Origin of the sequence: Arthrobacter sp. AK01 (assembly GCF_021109375.1) — a bacterium.
In the GTDB taxonomy this organism is placed as follows: Bacteria; Actinomycetota; Actinomycetes; order Actinomycetales; family Micrococcaceae; genus Arthrobacter.
The window spans coordinates 23494-40696 of sequence record NZ_JAJOHP010000045.1 but is presented as its reverse complement, the minus strand read 5'-3'; the positions used below and the strand labels follow the sequence as shown (position 1 = coordinate 40696).

General features: G+C 62.8%; 17 protein-coding genes. 4 read left to right on the top strand and 13 right to left on the bottom strand.

Annotated features, from left to right (window positions below; genetic code table 11):
• Positions 1-139: 139 nt before the first annotated feature.
• Complete coding sequence (polA, locus tag LN996_RS15815; RefSeq protein ID WP_231341334.1) at positions 140-2782, bottom strand: DNA polymerase I; 2643 nt, start codon at positions 2780-2782, stop codon at positions 140-142.
• A gap of 160 nt (positions 2783-2942) precedes the next feature.
• Here polA and LN996_RS15810 point away from each other — a divergent pair, with 160 nt between their 5' ends.
• Positions 2943-3407 (top strand): hotdog fold thioesterase, encoded by a 465-nt coding sequence (locus LN996_RS15810; protein WP_231341324.1) that lies wholly within the window; start codon positions 2943-2945, stop codon positions 3405-3407.
• A 27-nt stretch (positions 3408-3434) separates the two neighbouring features.
• Here the strand turns inward: LN996_RS15810 and LN996_RS15805 are convergent, their stop codons facing one another.
• From LN996_RS15805 to LN996_RS15780, 6 genes are all read right to left on the bottom strand, one after another.
• Positions 3435-3986 (bottom strand): dihydrofolate reductase family protein, encoded by a 552-nt coding sequence (locus LN996_RS15805; RefSeq protein ID WP_231341317.1) that lies wholly within the window; start codon positions 3984-3986, stop codon positions 3435-3437.
• A 13-nt stretch (positions 3987-3999) separates the two neighbouring features.
• On the bottom strand, positions 4000-4890 hold the full coding sequence (locus tag LN996_RS15800; protein ID WP_231341315.1) for a hypothetical protein: 891 nt from the start codon (positions 4888-4890) through the stop codon (positions 4000-4002).
• Complete coding sequence (locus LN996_RS15795; protein ID WP_231341312.1) at positions 4887-5882, bottom strand: hypothetical protein; 996 nt, start codon at positions 5880-5882, stop codon at positions 4887-4889. Before LN996_RS15795 ends, LN996_RS15800 begins: the two co-directional genes overlap by 4 nt.
• A gap of 96 nt (positions 5883-5978) precedes the next feature.
• Positions 5979-6200, bottom strand: a complete 222-nt coding sequence (locus LN996_RS15790) for a hypothetical protein (protein WP_159699835.1) — start codon at positions 6198-6200, stop codon at positions 5979-5981.
• The gene (locus LN996_RS15785) at positions 6197-7402 is read right to left on the bottom strand and encodes an inorganic phosphate transporter (protein WP_231341310.1); all 1206 of its coding nucleotides are present in this window, start codon (positions 7400-7402) and stop codon (positions 6197-6199) included. The genes LN996_RS15790 and LN996_RS15785 overlap by 4 nt, the downstream gene beginning before the upstream one ends.
• Positions 7403-7583: 181 nt before the next feature.
• Complete coding sequence (locus LN996_RS15780; protein WP_231341308.1) at positions 7584-8102, bottom strand: HAD domain-containing protein; 519 nt, start codon at positions 8100-8102, stop codon at positions 7584-7586.
• A gap of 107 nt (positions 8103-8209) precedes the next feature.
• Here LN996_RS15780 and kynA point away from each other — a divergent pair, with 107 nt between their 5' ends.
• From kynA to LN996_RS15765, 3 genes are read left to right on the top strand one after another with little or no spacing between them, the layout of a single operon-like run.
• Complete coding sequence (gene kynA, locus LN996_RS15775) at positions 8210-9079, top strand: tryptophan 2,3-dioxygenase (protein WP_231341306.1); 870 nt, start codon at positions 8210-8212, stop codon at positions 9077-9079.
• A 47-nt stretch (positions 9080-9126) separates the two neighbouring features.
• Entirely contained in the window at positions 9127-10365 is a 1239-nt protein-coding gene (kynU, locus tag LN996_RS15770; RefSeq protein WP_231341305.1) for a kynureninase, read from the top strand.
• Between the two features lie 7 nt (positions 10366-10372).
• Positions 10373-11254 carry a PaaX family transcriptional regulator C-terminal domain-containing protein gene (locus LN996_RS15765; RefSeq protein WP_231341304.1) on the top strand — a complete coding sequence of 294 codons (882 nt, stop codon included), beginning with the start codon at positions 10373-10375 and terminating at the stop codon, positions 11252-11254.
• 3 nt (positions 11255-11257) lie between these two features.
• Here the strand turns inward: LN996_RS15765 and LN996_RS15760 are convergent, their stop codons facing one another.
• The 6 genes from LN996_RS15760 to LN996_RS15735 form a co-directional block, all read right to left on the bottom strand.
• A complete protein-coding gene (locus tag LN996_RS15760) occupies positions 11258-12601 on the bottom strand; it encodes an MFS transporter (RefSeq protein WP_231341303.1) in 1344 nt (447 codons plus the stop codon).
• Positions 12602-12643: 42 nt separating this feature from the next.
• On the bottom strand, positions 12644-12934 hold the full coding sequence (locus tag LN996_RS15755) for a Dabb family protein (protein WP_231341302.1): 291 nt from the start codon (positions 12932-12934) through the stop codon (positions 12644-12646).
• A complete protein-coding gene (locus tag LN996_RS15750; protein WP_231341301.1) occupies positions 12931-14595 on the bottom strand; it encodes an FAD-dependent oxidoreductase in 1665 nt (554 codons plus the stop codon). The genes LN996_RS15755 and LN996_RS15750 overlap by 4 nt, the downstream gene beginning before the upstream one ends.
• 33 nt (positions 14596-14628) lie before the next feature.
• Positions 14629-15414, bottom strand: coding sequence for an SDR family NAD(P)-dependent oxidoreductase (locus tag LN996_RS15745; protein WP_231341300.1), 786 nt, complete (start codon positions 15412-15414; stop codon positions 14629-14631).
• Positions 15415-15587: 173 nt separating this feature from the next.
• Positions 15588-16382, bottom strand: a complete 795-nt coding sequence (locus LN996_RS15740) for an IclR family transcriptional regulator (protein ID WP_231341299.1) — start codon at positions 16380-16382, stop codon at positions 15588-15590.
• 1 nt (position 16383) lies between these two features.
• A complete protein-coding gene (locus tag LN996_RS15735) occupies positions 16384-17115 on the bottom strand; it encodes a GntR family transcriptional regulator (RefSeq protein WP_231341298.1) in 732 nt (243 codons plus the stop codon).
• Positions 17116-17203 lie beyond the last annotated feature (88 nt).

Genomic DNA, 17203 nt, shown 5'->3' with positions numbered 1-17203 from the left:
CCTTTTGTTTTTTTTTTGGTTTGGGGGGTTTGCGCCGGTGGCGCCCCCCCCCCCCGCCCCCGCCCCCGCCCGGCCGCCGGGCCCCCCCCCGGCGCCGGCCCCCCCCCCCCCCCCCGATACCCGGAATTCACGGACCGGACTAGTGCCCGGCTTCGTACCAGCTGGAGCCAACGCCGATCTGGACATCGAGCGGGACTGACAGCTCGGCTGCTGAACCCATCTGTTCGATGACAAGCTTCTGCACGGCTTCGCGCTCTCCTGGAGCAACTTCCAGGACCAGTTCGTCGTGGACCTGCAGCAACATCCGCGACTTCAGGCCCTGGCTGGCGAGCTCGGCGGACACACCCAGCATGGCTCGCTTGATGAGGTCTGCAGCAGAGCCTTGGATGGGCGAGTTCAAGGCGATGCGTTCTGCTGCCTCGCGCGCCTGGCGGTTGGTGCTCGTCAGGTCAGGGAGATAACGGCGGCGGCCTTCGATGGTGGCCGTGTAGCCGTCCGTCCTGGCTTGGTCGACGACACCACGAAGGTAGTCGCGTACGCCGCCAAAGCGGTCGAAGTAGTCCTTCATGAGCGTCCGGGCCTCGTCCACTGAGATCTCCAACTGCTTGGAGAGGCCGAAGGACGTGAGTCCGTACGCGAGGCCGTAGGACATCGCCTTCACTTTGGACCGCATGGCGCTGGTGACTTCGGCCGGCTCCACGTTGAAGATCCGGGAACCCACGAAGCGGTGAAGGTCTTCTCCGTCGCGGTACGCCTGGATCAGGGCTTCGTCGCCGGAAAGGTGCGCCATGATGCGCATTTCGATCTGCGAGTAGTCCGCTGACAACAGGCACTCGTAGCCTTCGCTGACCACGAAAATTCCACGAACCCGCCGGCCTTCTTCGCTGCGCACCGGGATGTTCTGCAGGTTGGGGTTGTTGGACGAAATACGGCCCGTGGCGGCGATGTTCTGCGCGTAAGTGGTGTGGATGCGGCCGTCATCGGCCACGGACTTCTTGAGCGTCTCCACCATTTGGGCCAGCTTTGAGGACTCACGGTGCGCCATGAGCTGGACCAGGAATTCGTGTCCGGTCTTCTCAAGCAAGCCCTTCAAGGAAGCGGCATCGGTGGTGTAGCCAGACTTGATCTTCTTGGTCTTGGGCAGTCCCAATTCCTCGAAGAGGACTGTCTGCAGTTGCTTGGGCGAGCCGAGGTTTACCTCGTGCCCGATCGCAGCAAAAGCCTGTTCCTGGGCGTTCTCGATCACCTTGGTAAGGTCAGCGAGCTGCTCGTCCATGCGGTCCGTGGACACAAAGATGCCGGTCAGTTCCATCTGCGCCAGCACACGTGCCACCGGAAGTTCGAGCGTCGTCAACAGGGCATCGGCCTTGATATCGGCAAGTTCAGTTTCGAAGTGCTTGCTGAGCGCATGCACGACGGCGGCATGCTGGACGAGCGCTGCTGCGGCAGCTTGGTCTGTTTCACCCGAGAGGTCGAGCTCCAGCTGCCCGGACTGGGCGGCGGCCGTGGCAAGTGAGATCTTCAAGTGCACTTGGGCCAGTTCGGCGAGATCGTAGCTGCGGCGGTCCGGCTGGATCAGGTAGCCGGAGATGGAGGTGTCATCCACCACGCCTTCCAGGCCGAGGCCACGGTTGTGAAGGGCCTTCAGGGCCGACTTGAACTCGTGCAGCACCTTCGCTTCCTCGGGATCCCTGAGCCACCGGGCCAAGACCGACTCAGCTGCAGCGTCCAGACTCGTCAGGTCGATGTAGGCCGCCCCGTTGCTCCTGACAACAGCCAGGGCACTCGCGTCATCCCCGATGCGTCCGGGGACGAGCTGCACTGCCAGCGCCGAGCGCACACCGGAGCCGGCTGCGAAGAAGGACTCAAGTTCCGCGGCATCCGTGAGGGCGGAGTATTCCGGGGCATCGATGGTGTCCGGGGCCTCCCCGGCGGTGTCGTCACCGTAGAGATCGAACAGCCGCGTGCGGAGCGTCCGGAATTCGAGTTCCTCGAAAAGATCCTCGATCGCCTGGCGGTCCGGACGGGGCTCGTGCAGGTCTGCCAACGTCAGGGGCAGCTCGAGGTCCGTCAGCAGGCGATTGAGCCTGCGGTTGCGCTTGACGTTCTCAAGGTTCTCCTTGAGGGCTCCGCCCACCTTGCCACCGATGGAATCAAGGTTTTCGAGGATGCCTTCAAGGCCACCGTAGAGGTTGATCCATTTGGCGGCCGTCTTGGGGCCTACGCCCGGAACGCCGGGGAGGTTGTCCGCTGTTTCGCCGACGAGCGCGGCGAGGTCCGAGTACAGGCCGGGCTTGACGAAGTACTTCTCCTCGATGGCTGCAGCGTCCATCCTGGGAATATTGCTCACGCCCTGCTTGGGGTAGAGCACAAAGACGTTGTCGTTGATCAGCTGGAACGCGTCCCTGTCGCCGGACACCAGCAGGACCTCGAAGCCCGCGGCGTCGCCTTGTGATGCGAGTGTGGCCAGGACGTCATCGGCTTCGTAACCGGGCATGGCGATGGTCCTGATGCCCCATGCTTCCATGACCTTGGCGATGAGGCCGATCTGCCCGGCGAACTCCGCAGGCGTGGCATTGCGCCCGCCTTTGTATTCGCTGTATTCGGCTTTGCGGAAAGTGGTGTCGTCGGAAACGTCGAATGCCACGGCTACGTGGGTTGGCTTCTGGTCCTTGATCAGGTTGATCAGCATGGACGTGAACCCGTGTACGGCGTTGGTGTACTGCCCCCTGGCCGTGGAGAAGTTTTCAGCCGGCAGGGCGTAGAAAGCCCGGAACGCCATGGAGTGGCCGTCCAGGACCAGCAACCTGGGCCGGCCCTCCCCCACGGTGCTGGCGGATGCTGTGGCAGAAGGGGTGGGTGCTGTCGCGATGGCAGCAGCTTGGGCCGTTGGAACCTGGTCCGGTTTGGTTGTTTCACTCACAGGTGCCAGCCTAGTTGGCATGATGGACAATTTCACGCCGAACCCGTTTGCCGATGAGCTCAACGAGGCAGGTGTACCCGAAGCGTTCCACGATTGGCTCTCGGCTCATGGTGTTGGTGCCCTGGTGGTGAAACTGGGTATCCGGTTCACGGAAATGAGCGCGGAGCGCATGGTGGCCACCATGCCCGTGGAAGGAAACACCCAAGTTGCGGGCATCCTCCATGGCGGAGCCCACGTAGTCCTCGCCGAGACGTTGGGATCGTTCGCCGCGTCGCTTCACGCCGGCAGGGGCCGGCACGCAGTGGGCATCGAGGTGGGGGCAACCCATCACCGTTCCGTGGCCAGCGGGCTGGTGACAGGTACCTGCACGGCTATCCATCTCGGCGGCACCTTGGCCACGCACGAAATCGTCATCACCGATGAGAAGGGCCGCCGGCTCTCCACTGCCCGGATCACCAACATGATCCGGGACAACCGCCACTGAACCCCGGGACTGTTGAAAGCGGGGCGCCTAAACCGGGCGCTGCGGCAACCGGTAGTGCAACTCGGCCGCGGCCCCGCCAAGGATCTTGTGCGAGATCAACTCAAGGGGCGCCGTCGGGCCCTCAAGCGGCAAGAGACGCTTTCCTGCGCCCAACACCACGGGGATGATGGTGACAATCATCTCCTGGAGCAAGCCGGCATTGGCGAATTGCGCCACGAGGTCGCCTCCGCCCACCAGCCACACATTCTTCCCACCCGCGTCCTTGAGCAGGTCCGGCGCGAACTCGCGCACGTCACCGCGGACGAAAGCAATATCCGAGCCCGCCGGAGCCGAGTACTCATGGTGGGTGAAGACCCAGCAGGGCGTGTCCGGGTAAGGCCACTTGCCCGGTTCATGCTCCATGAGCCAGCGGTAGGTGTCTCCACCCATGGCGATGCAACCGACGCCCGCCATGAAGGACTCGATGCTTTCGTTCACGCCCTCAACCCGGTCGAACTGCAGGAGCCACCCTAGGTCGTCCTCCGGGGAGGCTATGAAGCCGTCGATGGTGGATGCTACGTAGTACTGGAAGGTCGACATGTGGCCAGACTAGTCAGTCCGCGGCCGGGTTCCCATACTCCACGCGGACACTGCCGTCGTCCGGCAGGACTACAACGCGGCCCCGCGCCAGGGACCACCCGTCGTTCAGGAGGAAAATCCGTCCCCCGCTGACCACCAGCAGCCGCAACCCCGTATACCGGTACAGCGGTGCCGCCTCCGATCCGGCCGACTCCTCCTGGACGTTGGGTGCCGTAACCGCAAGCCGCTCCTTGCTGTAGACGACGGCGGTGGGCAGCAGGCTGGACCGCTCCTGGTAATCGAGGGCTGCGCCCCGCCCCAAGGCCTGGGCGTAATCGGAGGTGCCCCAGAAGAGCAGCAATGTGACGAGTACGAACACCAGGGACCTCTCAAGGGCCCTGGGCGTGATGCGCAGGGCGCGCCCTGAGGGTTCTACGGCCCGGCGGCGCACACTGAGTCCCCACGCCCCGACGACGAGGCCTCCAGCGATCAGGAACGGGGCGTAAAGCACGATTTGCCCGGGACGCGCCGAGATCGCCAACCACATCGCTGCCGCATAGGCAAAGCCGAGAAACATCACGATGGTGGCGGTCAGGCGGACAGGCTTCCTGTGCCGGCCCGCCTCAAGGAGACGGGACACCGCCCGGTCCAGCATGAGCCAGAGCAAACCAATGACCACCAGCCAGGCCAACGGCTGGAACAGCGATTGGATGCTCCTGAGGATAAAGTCCTGGACCGTGTAGCCGAACAGGCTGACATCGAGGCCCATTGCTTTGGCCTGCGCATCCGTACGTGCCCAACCGAAGTAGACCAGCAAAGCCGTGGCAACCGTCAACGGCGGACCAATGACGGAGAGGACTTCAAGGGTCCTCTGCCAACGGGTGTTGATGATGCTTCGCTCTTCGGGCTCCTGCACCGTGCTCACGGGGCGGCCGTCGGGGTTGCTTCGCCGGACGTCGATGTGGGCGGGGCCGTACCGCTGGGCGCCCCCGTGGCCGGTGCGGTGCCAGCCGTTTCGGACGGAGCGGGGCTGCCGGAAGGCGTGGAATCGTCATAGTAGAAGGTCACGGTTCCAGCGACGTCCACGGTGTCCGTGATGGAAATACGAACGGAGTCCCGTCCATTTGCCGGTGGCATCCGCAGCTGGATGGTGCCGTAGTCATTCCTGTCGCCGACAAACTCAACATCGGCAGGAACGCCGTCGAACAGGACGTCGCCCACCCGTACGTAGTAGCCGTCCAAACGCACAATGGTGCCGCCCGAACGAGGGCCGGAGGCACGTGCCGTTCCTGGAACCGGCCTGAGTTCGTCGTCTACCACGGTCAAACCAACCAGCTGCCGCGGGCATGCTTCGCCCTGGCCCGGTTCCACCTTGAAGGTTGCGCCCGGATTGCTTCGGTGCTGGGCGAGCAGTGCGGCGGACGTGGCAGCCACCCTGAATTCGAGGCATTGGGTTTGTGGAATCCTCGGCGTGGCGGCGACCGCGATGGACGCCCGTTGCCAGTCCTGCTGGCTGCCACTTTGCAAGGCGCGGCACACGGCAGCGCCTGCCAACCAGACGGCCGCGTCATCGGCGCCTTCCACGCTCTGGGTCAAGGCGTCGCATTGGAATTGCTGGAGGAGGAGGTATCGCTGGCCTGACGTCGGGTCATTGGGTCCGACCGGTCCGATGGGGACCCACCGGACGACGGGCGCTTCAGCCTGGGGTGCGCCAGGACCCGCCGGACCAACGGGTTGACTGGCCGTAGGAACGACGACGGACGGCAGGGTTTGCGCCGACGTACCGTCCGAGGAGGACGCTGATCCAGGACCTGGCGGGACGCCATCAGAGGAGGGTGGAAGGCAGGCAGACAGACTCAGCATCAAGACCGGAACCAGCGCCAGTCCGATGATGTGGCTTCGGGATTGGCACTTCATGACAGCCCCACATCTGCCGGATCACAACCACGTAGTCATGTGTATGACCACACTGCTGATTATTCTCCCGAATGGACGTGACTGCCAGAGAGCCGGCTATTTTCCGAAGTACGGAACAATGAGGTAAATGCCGAACAGCACAGCCGCGCCACAGACAGCGAAGCACGCGTAGGCAAGGGAACGCATGAGCCCTGGCGACTTCTGCTGTGCGTCACCGGCGATGGCCGTGAGGCGGACCCCCAGTGAATAAAGGACCACCAGTGTCACCGCGGAGAAGAGGGTGACTCCAGCTACCTGCAGCAATTCCAACCATTTCATCGCTGCGCATCCTTACTCGGCGTGGTCTTTCGTGACTTCTTTTTCTTCCGGAAACGGACAGCGTGCCCGGCTTCTTCGACCTCAACTGCGTTGTGGTGGCCAACATGGGACCTCCGCGAGACAACGAACATGAACAAGACCGCCGCCGTGCCAGCGACGGCGGCAATGATGACGCCCACCACTCCGGTGCCGACCAGCAGGGCTGTCAACGCACCAACAATGGCCGAGGCCGGGAGTGTGAAGAGCCAGCCAAGGGCGATCTTGCCGGCAGTGCCCCATCGGACCGACGTGCCCTTGCGGCCAAGGCCCGAGCCGATGACGGAACCTGATGCGACCTGGGTTGTGGAGAGGGCGAAGCCCAGGTGCGAAGAAGCCAAAATAGCTGACGCGGTGCTGGTTTCTGCGGAGAATCCCTGGGCCGGCTTCACTTCGGTCAGGCCCGATCCCATAGTCCGGATGATGCGCCAGCCGCCTGCATAGGTACCGATGGCGATGGCAAAAGCGCAGGCTGCGATAACCCAGAACTGGGGTCCGCTGCCCGGAGTCTGGGTGCCGGCGGCGATAAGGACAAGGGTGATGATGCCCATGGTCTTCTGGGCATCATTGGTGCCGTGCGCGAGGGCCACCAAACTCGACGTGAAAATTTGTCCTGTACGGAATCCGCCGCGCTTCTGGGTGAGCTTGTCGCCGGTTTCCGGATCATGCCGCGAGGTCAGCGCATAGGCGAGCCGGGTGCAGATGTATGCCACCAGACCGGCAATGAGGGGCGCGAAAATGGCTGGCAGGATCACTTTCTGCAGCACGGTTTCAAAATTGATGGAGTGGAATCCGATGCCCACCACCGCTGCGCCGATCAGGCCGCCGAACAATGCGTGCGAGGAACTTGATGGCAGGCCCTTGAGCCAAGTAACCATGTTCCAGAGCACTGCCCCCATGAGTCCGGCAAAGATGATGTCGGGAGTGATGTGAATGCCGTCAGAGCCTTCCCGGATCAGTCCGCCGGAGATGGTCTTGGCCACTTCCGTGGAAAGGAAGGCGCCGACGAGGTTGAGCACGGCGGCCAGGGCGACAGCCGTCTTGGGCTTGATCGCCCCCGTAGCGATGGGCGTAGCCATCGCATTGGCAGTGTCGTGAAAACCGTTGGTGAAGTCAAAGAATAGGGCCAACGCTATTACCAGCGCGACCATGAAGGTGATATCCACCTGTTGCCCAATCTGCAGAGTCGTCGACGTTCAGCAGTTTCACTTCCCCATACCTGCCATCCACAGCATAGTTCAGCAATTGTTCAACTGACTCGGCTTGCGGGATTCACTCTGGCGGGCTTGAAACCTTAAGAATCCTACGTGCCTTACCGTGAGTGGACAAACGTACCGGAGCTGCGATTCACCCCAGGTAGGCCCGCACGGCCGCAAGGTCGCGACGGGACAGTCCCTTGCGGGGATCAGGTGAGATGCAAAGCACACGGTCCTGCTGGTATTCAGCCCAGGACAGGGCATCGGATTCCTGGCTGAGCTGGTCGTCCAGCCAAATAATCCGCTCGCTGCCGGTGGCAGCAAGATCCTTTTGGAGGGCTACGAGCTTCCACCATTCCGAGCCCTGGTCCCAGCCTTGGCTGGAAAGGACCGGCCAGTCCTGTCCTTTAAGCCCGATGGCGGGGCAGAGGAACTCCGGAGCAAGGCGCTCCCATGTGGTCAGCCAGACAAAACGCGCGGCAGGATACTTGGCAAGGTCATTGAGTTCGGCTACCAGTTCCGGCGCGAAGGCGACATCAAGGATGCCGGCGTCGGCAAAGGTCCATTCGTTACCCCAATCAGTGGTGCCCATAGGGCTGAACGGGTTCACGACGCCGTCGACGTCCAAATAGATTGACACTGGCACAACGGCGTTTTCCTCGGTACCCATGTCCACTCCCCCTCCCAGCGGTTGAAGTTCAGCCTACGGGACCCGAGCAGCCCAGCCAGTTGAAATCAATCTCTTGACGTTCGTCATGTAAGTGATAATCTCAAGGCATGGAAAAGCCCACAGTCCATTCCGCCCAGAGCGTCCGCGATATCGAGGACACCGTCCGAACTGATTTCCGGCACGCTATGTCCTATGGCGGGTACCTGGACCTTGACCGCCTGCTCAGCTCCCAGCACCCCCTCAGCGAGCCTGAACACCACGATGAACTGCTGTTCATCATCCAGCACCAGACCAGCGAGCTATGGCTGAAACTGGTCCTGCATGAACTGCTGGAAGCCCGGAGGCTCTTCGATGCTGACAACCTTGGCAAGGCCCTGAAGTGCATCGCCCGGGTAAAGGCCATCCAGCGCACCATGACTGAGCAGTGGTCCGTCCTCGGTACCCTCACTCCCCGCGAGTACGCCCAGTTCCGTGGTTTCCTGGGGAGCTCATCCGGGTTCCAGTCGTATCAGTACCGCGGCGTCGAATTCCTGCTGGGCAACAAGAACCGTGGAATGCTGCGCGTCTTCGAAAGCGAACCCGAAGCCCACCAGCTGCTCAGCAGCCTGCTGGAAGAACACACGCTGTACGACGCGTTCCTGCGGGTCCTGGCGCGCGCCGGTTATGACATCCCTGCCGACATCCTCGAGCGGGACACCAGTGAACCATGGACCTTCCGCAAAGACCTCGTCCCGATTTTCCAAAAGATCTACGAATCGGACGACACCCCGTGGGGCCTCTATGAAGCCTGCGAAGACCTGGTGGACATTGAAGACAACTTCCAGGCCTGGCGCTTCCGCCACCTCCGGACCGTCCAGCGCACCATCGGTTTCAAGGTGGGCACCGGCGGATCCTCCGGCGTGGACTTCCTCAAGCGGGCACTGGACCTGACCTTCTTCCCCGAGCTCTACGCCGTACGAACCGAAATCGGCAACTAAGCACCAGCACGGGCACCGCCCGTCCGACACTTTCCGCAGGAGGAACCATGACCACAGCACAGCAAACCCAACGGCCAACGTCGGCCGAATTGGATGCCGCCGATCCCCTCGCCGCGCAGCGTGACGCCTTCTACGCGCCCGACGCCGACCAGCTCACCTCCTATTTGGACGGCAACTCGCTGGGGCGCCCGCTGAAGGTTACGGCAGGAAACCTCGCCTCCTTCGTCCACGACGCATGGGGCAGCCGCCTCATCCGTGGTTGGGATGAGCAATGGATGGACGAGCCCACTGCCGTCGGTGACCGCATCGGCGAAGTAGCGCTTGGTGCCGCCCGGGGACAGACCACGGTTGGCGATTCAACGTCCGTCATGCTGTACAAGATGATCCGCGCGGCCGTGGACGCCCAGCCCGGCCGGGATGAAATCATCATCGACCGCGATAACTTCCCCACCGACCGGTTCATCATCGAAGGCATCGCCAAGGAGAGGGGCGCGAACATCAAGTGGATCGCCGCCAACCCTGCCAGCGGTGTCCGGGCGGAAGACCTGGACGGACTATTGGGCGAGCGGACCGCCGTCGTGGTCCTCAGCCACGTCGCCTACCGCTCCGGGTTCCTGGCAGATGCCAAGGCGATCACCGCAAAGGTGCACCAAGCAGGGGCCCTGATGCTGTGGGACCTGTGCCATTCCGTTGGCTCCGTGCCCCTGGAACTGGACGCTTGGGGCGTGGACCTCGCCGTCGGCTGCACCTACAAGTACCTCAATGGCGGGCCCGGCTCACCCGCTTTCGCCTATGTCAGCGCTTCGCAGCAAAATCGTTTGCAGCAACCCATCTGGGGTTGGATGGGTGCCGATAACCCGTTTGGAATGACGGACTCGTACCAGCCGGCGCAGGGCATGCGCCGGTTCATCACCGGAACGCCTCCGGTGCTGGCCATGCAGCCGCTCAAGGACATGGTTGAACTGATCGCCACGGTGGGAATGGATGCCGTCCGTGGGAAGTCGATCAAGCTGACCGAGTACGCGATCGCGCTTTCCGAGGAGTACCTGGTGCCACTTGGTGCGAAAATCGTGAGCCCCCGGAATCCTGCCGAACGTGGCTCACACATCACCGTGGACCACCCGCTCTTCGCTGATGTCACTGCCACGTTGTGGGAGAAAGGCGTCATCCCCGATTTCCGGCCTCCCCACGGCCTGCGCATCGGCCTGTCACCCTTGAGCACCAGCTATGCCGAAGTCGAGCTGGGAGTCGCGGCCATCCGTGATGCCCTCTCGGAACTGCTGTGAGCCGGAAATGAGTGCCGTCCTTGACGACATGGACTCCCGCCCAGGGAGTACAACCTCGCTGCTCCGTACCGTCATTGGCCTGTATCTGCGTGATGCCGGGGGGTGGATGTCCGCCAAGGACATAGTGAACCTCATGGAAGCGCTGGGGACGTCCGGAACAGTAACCCGGACCGCTTTGGGCAGGCTGCGCAAAAAGGATGTTGTGTTGCAGGAGGCCCGCGATGGTGTCGCCGGCTTCACACTCACCGAGGGCGCTGCAACCATGTTGGCCCGCGGCGACCGCCGGATCTACAACCCCCGCAGCATGTCGGAATCTGATCCCTGGTGCTTGATCTCCTTCTCCATCCCGGAGACGGAGCGCGAGAAACGGCACCAGCTTCGGCGCAGGCTCCACTGGATCGGATGCGGGACCGTGGCCGCAGGCCTGTGGATCTGCCCGGACTCGTTGCGCGTGGAAGTAGAGGAAATTCTGGCCGATCTTGAGCTGCGGGCCATGGCCACCATCTTCGTGACCGAAACCCCGCTGGTGGTTGGCAGCCTCCGGGATGTTGCGTCCAAGTGGTGGGACCTGGACGCAGTAGCCGGATTGCACAAGGATTTTATCCGTGAGCACGGTTCGGGCAGCGATCAAGGGCCAGACAGCCAGGTGCATACTGGCGGTGTGGTGGAGCCTTCCCCTGACGCCTTTTCCACGTATGTCCAGTGCATTGACCGGTGGCGGATCATTCCCTACCTCGACCCCGGGTTGCCGGCGGCATTCCTGCCTGCGGACTGGCCCGGGGCCGAAGGTACGGCGTTGTTCAGCCGGATTGTTGCCACCTACGCCGAACCCAGCGCACAGTTCGTGCGCAACACGTTGCTGGCAACTGCCGGGGCTGCGGTTTCCTGATTGCTAGGCCCCGTTCCGGGCTGAGACTCCCCGCCAATACGGCTCGCCCAGATCTTCGATAGGCGTCTTGGCCGTCTCCCGCGAGAAGAAGGCAGCAACGCCGGCGATCACCATGCACAGGACCGCGAAACAAGCCACGGGGAGCCAGCCGTCATGGCCTTTGCCAAGGAGCAGGCCCGCGATCAGGGGAGCGAAACCCGCCACCACCAAACCCAGCTGGTTCCCCAATGCCATACCGGAATACCGGACCGGGGCGGCAAAGAGCTCAGCGAAGTAGGCAGGCCAGATCCCGTTGAAGCACGAGTACAGCAAGGTCATGTTGACAAAGGCCGCGGCGAAGACCAAAAGAATGTTGCCGGTGGACAACGCCCCGAAGTAGGCGAAGATCGTCACTGAGCACCCGATGGCTGCCGTCAGGAGGAGCGGCCTGCGGCCCACCCGGTCGGACAGCTTGGCAGTCAAGGGCATCACGAACATCGACAAACCAATGGCAACGGCATTGACAGTGAGGATCGCCGCCTTGTCGAACCCTGCAGCGCCGGTTGCATAGGAGAGCCCGAACACCGTGAAGATTGTCTGCATGACCGACATGATGGACATTCCAACTACGCGGAGCACGTCTGCAGATTGGAAGCGCAGGACTTCCCGGAGCGGCATGGGTGCAACCGCCTGCCGGTCTTTGGCTTCCTCGAACACGGGTGTCTCGTCCAAGTGCGTCCTCACCCAGTATGCGATGGCCAGGACAACGATGGACAACCAGAAGGGGATGCGCCATCCCCAGCTCATGAGGGCTTCAGTCGGCAACGCAGCAACAGGGATGAACACGAGCGTGGCAAGTACCATCCCGGAGGCGTACCCGGTCATCACGAAGCTGGTGAAGAACCCGCGGCGCCCTTCCGGAGAGTGCTCCAAAGTCAGCGTGGAAGCACCGGCAGACTCGGCGCCGGCGGAGAATCCCTGGGCCAGGCGGCCAAGCACCAACAGGATGGGTGCCCAGACGCCGATCTGGCTGTAACTGGGCAGGAAGCCGATGCCGAGGGAGGCGAGTCCCATAACGCCCAGGGTGATGAGCAGAATCTTTTTCCGCCCGAGTTTGTCACCGAAATGGCCCATCACCAGCCCACCCACCGGACGGGCCACATACGCCACGCCAAACGTGGCGAAGGCGCCGATCAGGCCGACGGCGGGATCCTCGGACGGGAAGAATAGTGGCCCGAAGACCAACGCAGCGGCGGAGCCGTAGATAAAGAAGTCGTAGTATTCAAGCGTGCTTCCCAGGAACGAGGCGAGGGCCGCTTTACCAGGGGTCTTGCGCAACGTTGAAGGCTGCTGGGTTGATGTTGACATGGCGATTCTCCCTTGAATGCGCAGGTTCGAACAGCTCGAAAGCTATAGCGGAAAATCAACGGCAATGATCTGCTCGCTGTTGGGAAACGAGTACTTCTTGAGTGGTTCATGAAGCGCGTGCGTGTTGTAGGCTTCGATGTCCTCCACGGAATTGAAGTCAGCCACAATGGCGTAATCGAAGGAACGGTCGTGGCGGAGTACGTCGGCGCCGTGGGTGAGCTTCACGAGCCCGGGAATATTGCCGTCCATCCGGTTCAACCCCTCTATCCAGGCAGCCTTGTCCGCATCGGGGAAGTCGTCCTTGAACTTGAAGAGCACGGCGTGGCGGATCATGCTCCAACTCCCGCCCGGACGTCGGTGGCGGCGTAATCTGCCGGTTGGCCCGCGATGGTGCGGCCGGCCAGGTAGCCCATGGTCATGATGGGGCCCAGGGTTGCACCGGCCCCCGGGTAGCCTGCAGCGTAGGCATTCTCCGTGGTGTTTCCGGCGGCGAACAGTCCAGGGATGGGTTGGCCGTCCACGTCCAACACTCTTGCCAAACCATCAGTGGCGACGCCTCCGTTGCTGCCGAAGGCACCGTTGACAACCTCCATTGCGTAAAACGGACCAGTGTGGAGCGGACCCAGGGACGGGTTGGGCCACGGGCAGTCGTCGTCGCCCCAGTACTTGTCGTAGGCGCTCTCACCGCGGCCGAAGTCGGGGTCCTCGCCTTTGACCGCATAGTGGTTGAAACGCTGCACAGTAGCGGCAAGGTTCTCTGCAGGGACACCGATTTTGGCAGCAAGTTCCTCAAGGGTGGAAGCCTCGATCAAATAAGCCGGAGTCGGCTGGCCCGCCCGATGTGCAAGGACCCCGTACCGTTCCAGATAGCTGTGATCGAACACCACGTGTGCCGGGGTGTTCAACGTCTGGTTGTTGGGCGAGTCCCAAGACTGCAGGCAGCGCGCGAGGTCGTTGTAGTTCTGGGACTCGTTGGCAAAACGGCGGCCGTGCCGGTTGACCATCAGCGAACCCGGTCCCTGTCGCTCGAAGCGAAGCAGTGTTCCAACCGGCGCGCCGTCCCTGGTGTCCCCCGTGATGGACATCGGCGCCCACCATGCTTCCCGGGTTCCCCTCGTTTGTGCCCCTACCCGCTGTGCCATCCTGAGGCCATCGCCGGTATTCGAGGGAGGCGAACACATGATGTACAGGCGCGAGGCCAACAGGGAATCCGCCAGGGCCTTGTCCCATTCGAATCCGCCCGTAGCCAGGACGACGCCGTCGTTGGCATGGAAAGTTTCGCCCGACTCGAGTTGGACGCCAACTACTTTGCCGCCGTCGTTCAACAGCCGGTGCCCGCGGGCACCAACCACCAGCGCTGCGTCATCACGGATCAGGCTCGCCAACAACATCGAAACCAGCGCCTGGCCCTTGGCAACAAGCCCCTCTTCCTGCCGTTGGCCCAGCTCCGCCCAAGGGAACTTGGTGAATGCACCCCAGGTTTCGTATTCCTGCATGGTGAACGGAGCCCGGCCATCAGAGCGCACATGGACAGCAAGCTCGCCGAGCGCTTCGCGGATGTTCAATAGTTCGGGTTCAACCGTTCGGCCGCCCTCCACGGATCCCGGCAAATCCTGGCGGTAGTCCGGGAAGTTATCGAGGAAGATGAAACGGACGCCGCATTCGTCTTCAGTGAAACGGAGCATGGCGTCCCCGTAGTTCAGCGCAGCGTCCAAGAGCTCTTCACGGCTCCGTCCGCGCGCCACGGCCCGGACGTACTGTGCGGCAGCTTCTTTGGAGTCGCTCAGTCCCGCTTCGCGGGCGTGGTGGTTGTCGGCCACCCACAGCATGCCGCCCGACACGGCAGAGGTGCCGCCCAGCACGTCAGTTTTTTCGAGCACGACGACGGACTTACCGGCACGTGCGGCCGTCGCCGCTGCGGTCAGGGCGCCTGCGCCGGAACCTACGACGACGACGTCGTAGGTATCGGAGGGTGTGGAGTTCAGGAATTTCATGGTGGTACCTCTCTTAGGGCGTGGTGGGGTGTCTCAGACCGCGGTGTATCCGCCGTCGATGACCAGCTCGGAACCGGTGGTGAACCGGGACTCATCGGAAGCGAGGTAGAGAACGCCATAGGCGATCTCGTCCGGCTCACCCTGCCGGGGAATCGGGTTTCCACCGACCAACTGCTTGTAGTACGCCTCCGCGCCGATGTCCGACTGTTCGGCCGAGCGCCTGCTCATGCGGGTGTTCATGGAGCCAGGGTGGATGGAGTTCACCCTCACGCCGTAGGTGCCATAAGCTGCGGCGTCGGACTTACTGAGGAGGCGGACGGCTCCTTTGGTCGCGTGATACAGCGGCACGTTTCGCCCGCCGGTCAGTCCATGGATGGAGGAAAAGTTGATGATGCTGCCGGATTTCTTCTCGATCATGGACGGAACGACGTACTTCGTCAGGAGCCAGACACCTTTGACGTTGACGTCAAAAATGAGGTTGAAGTCCTCCATCGTGGCGGTGTTGCTGGCACCGGCAGGCCCGATGATTCCTGCCGCATTGACCAGGACATCCGGCGTACCGAGTTCTGCGCTGAGCAGCCGGACGGTTTCCGCAACGCTGGCTTCATCGGTGACATCGACGTCGTACTCGGTAATGCCGGGGTGGTTGGCTGTGGCGGGCGTTCCGGCCCGGTCCAGGCTGGCAACGGTGGCCCCGTGATCGGCCAGCAAACGGGCCGTTGCGCTGCCAAGGTCTCCCCTGCCCCCGGTAATGATGGCCACCTTGCCGGCGACCCGCCGGGTTATGGGTTCCTGATGTGCGTGCGTTGCGGTCTCCATGACCAACTCCTCCTGCCGCGGCATTGCGGCTGCTGAAACCTGGTTGAGGCGCAGGGCAGCACGGAACGGAGCCCAAGGGGCCGTGTGTGTGGTTACCGGGCGAAATGCCCTGCTGGCTTCCACTCTGCCAGCGTGGGTGTGAGTGGAACCACAGCGTTACCGATGAACGGGAATCAGATGCTTCCGTTGCTTTGACGGAGGGCGCCTTTGAGCTCTCCGCGCCATCCGAGTGCCCGGGAAATTCCGCGGGCCGCCGTCATCAGGACCGGCACCCGGGTAGCGGCGTTTTCTTCGTTCCTTGGGACCACGACGCTCAGGGCGGCGACCACTGTATTCGCACGCCCGAAGACGGGGACTGCGATGCCGCTGGATTCGGGGACGATGATCCCTGGCATCGAAGCGAATCCGCGTTGCCGGATGCCCGCCAGATGGCGGCGGAGTTCAGTGGGATTGGTGAGCGTGGCGTCGGTGAATTTCTCCAGGGTTCCCGCCAGGAACAGGTCCTGGTAGGCGGGCGGCGAATAGGCCAGCAGTACCAAGCCGGAGGAGGTTCCGTGAACCGGCAGGCGGCCGGCAACCTTGGTGATGTCCACCATGGAATCCCGCGAGCCGATCCGTTCGATGTAGAGAACTTCGTCGGAGTCGAGGATCCCCAAGGTGGTGGAATGCTGGACCACCGACTGTACGTCCTCCATGAAGGGCAGGGCCGCTTCACGGAGACCAACCATCCGGGAGCTCCTGGACACGAGCTCCCACAGCCGCGTGCCGATGCGAACCTCGGCGCTTGCTTCCCGCTCCAGCAACCCTTCGGCGAGGAGTTCGTCCACCAGGCGGTACGTCGTTGTGACAGGGAGCCCTGAACGCCGGGCCAAGGTGGCGACGCTCATGGTGCGGTGGGCGTCATCGAACGCTCCTACCAACCGGACTACTCGCCGGATAACCGACTCACCCGAGGACGAGTTGGCCACTTCAGGCTCCGGACTTCACGCGGGATACGAACCGGAACCTGTCCCCCCGGAAGGCGCTGCGGGTCCACTCCACAGGGGCTCCAGCGGCGTCGCGTGCCAGGCGATGAACCACCAGCAAGGGCGCCCCCATCTCGATTCCCAGCAACCTGACGTCGGCCGGACCAGCCAGGGCGGTTTCCACGGTGTCCTCGACGTCGGCGATATGGATCCCGTAGACATCTGCCAATACGGCGTACAGCGAGCCCGCCTTGGCGAGGTTCGACTTGAATCTCGGAAGCTTGCCGGGCAGCCAGGCCATCTCGTGCGCCAGTGGTTCCCCGTCAATCAAGCGGATGCGCTCAAGCCGGGTTACCGGATCGCCTTGGTCAAGACCCAGGTGGGCTGCGACGTCGGCGTCAGACTTCACGGCATCGAGGGCAAGCACCCTGGAATCCGGGCGCAAACCTTGATTGCGGGCGTCGTCGGAAAAGGACGTCAACTGCCTGACGTGCGTCACTTTCGGGGGCGCGACGAACGTGCCGTGCCCCTGGATGCGACCCAATTTCCCCTCTGCCACGAGCTCGCTGATTGCTTGCCTGACGGTAGTGCGTGACGTCGCGTATTGCTCGGCGAGCGCACGCTCCGTGGGGATGAGCGTGCCGGGCTGGAGGCCGGCGATCAGGCCAAGTACTTCGGTCTTGAGAAGGTAGTACTTGGGCGTTGCCGCTCCGACGTCTGTGGACATATTGGACATCCTACTTGTAGACAACACTATTGGCCTATGCCAATCTTGAGCAGGTTGGTCTAAACCAATTCCGGAACCAATCCGGCAAGACCCTACT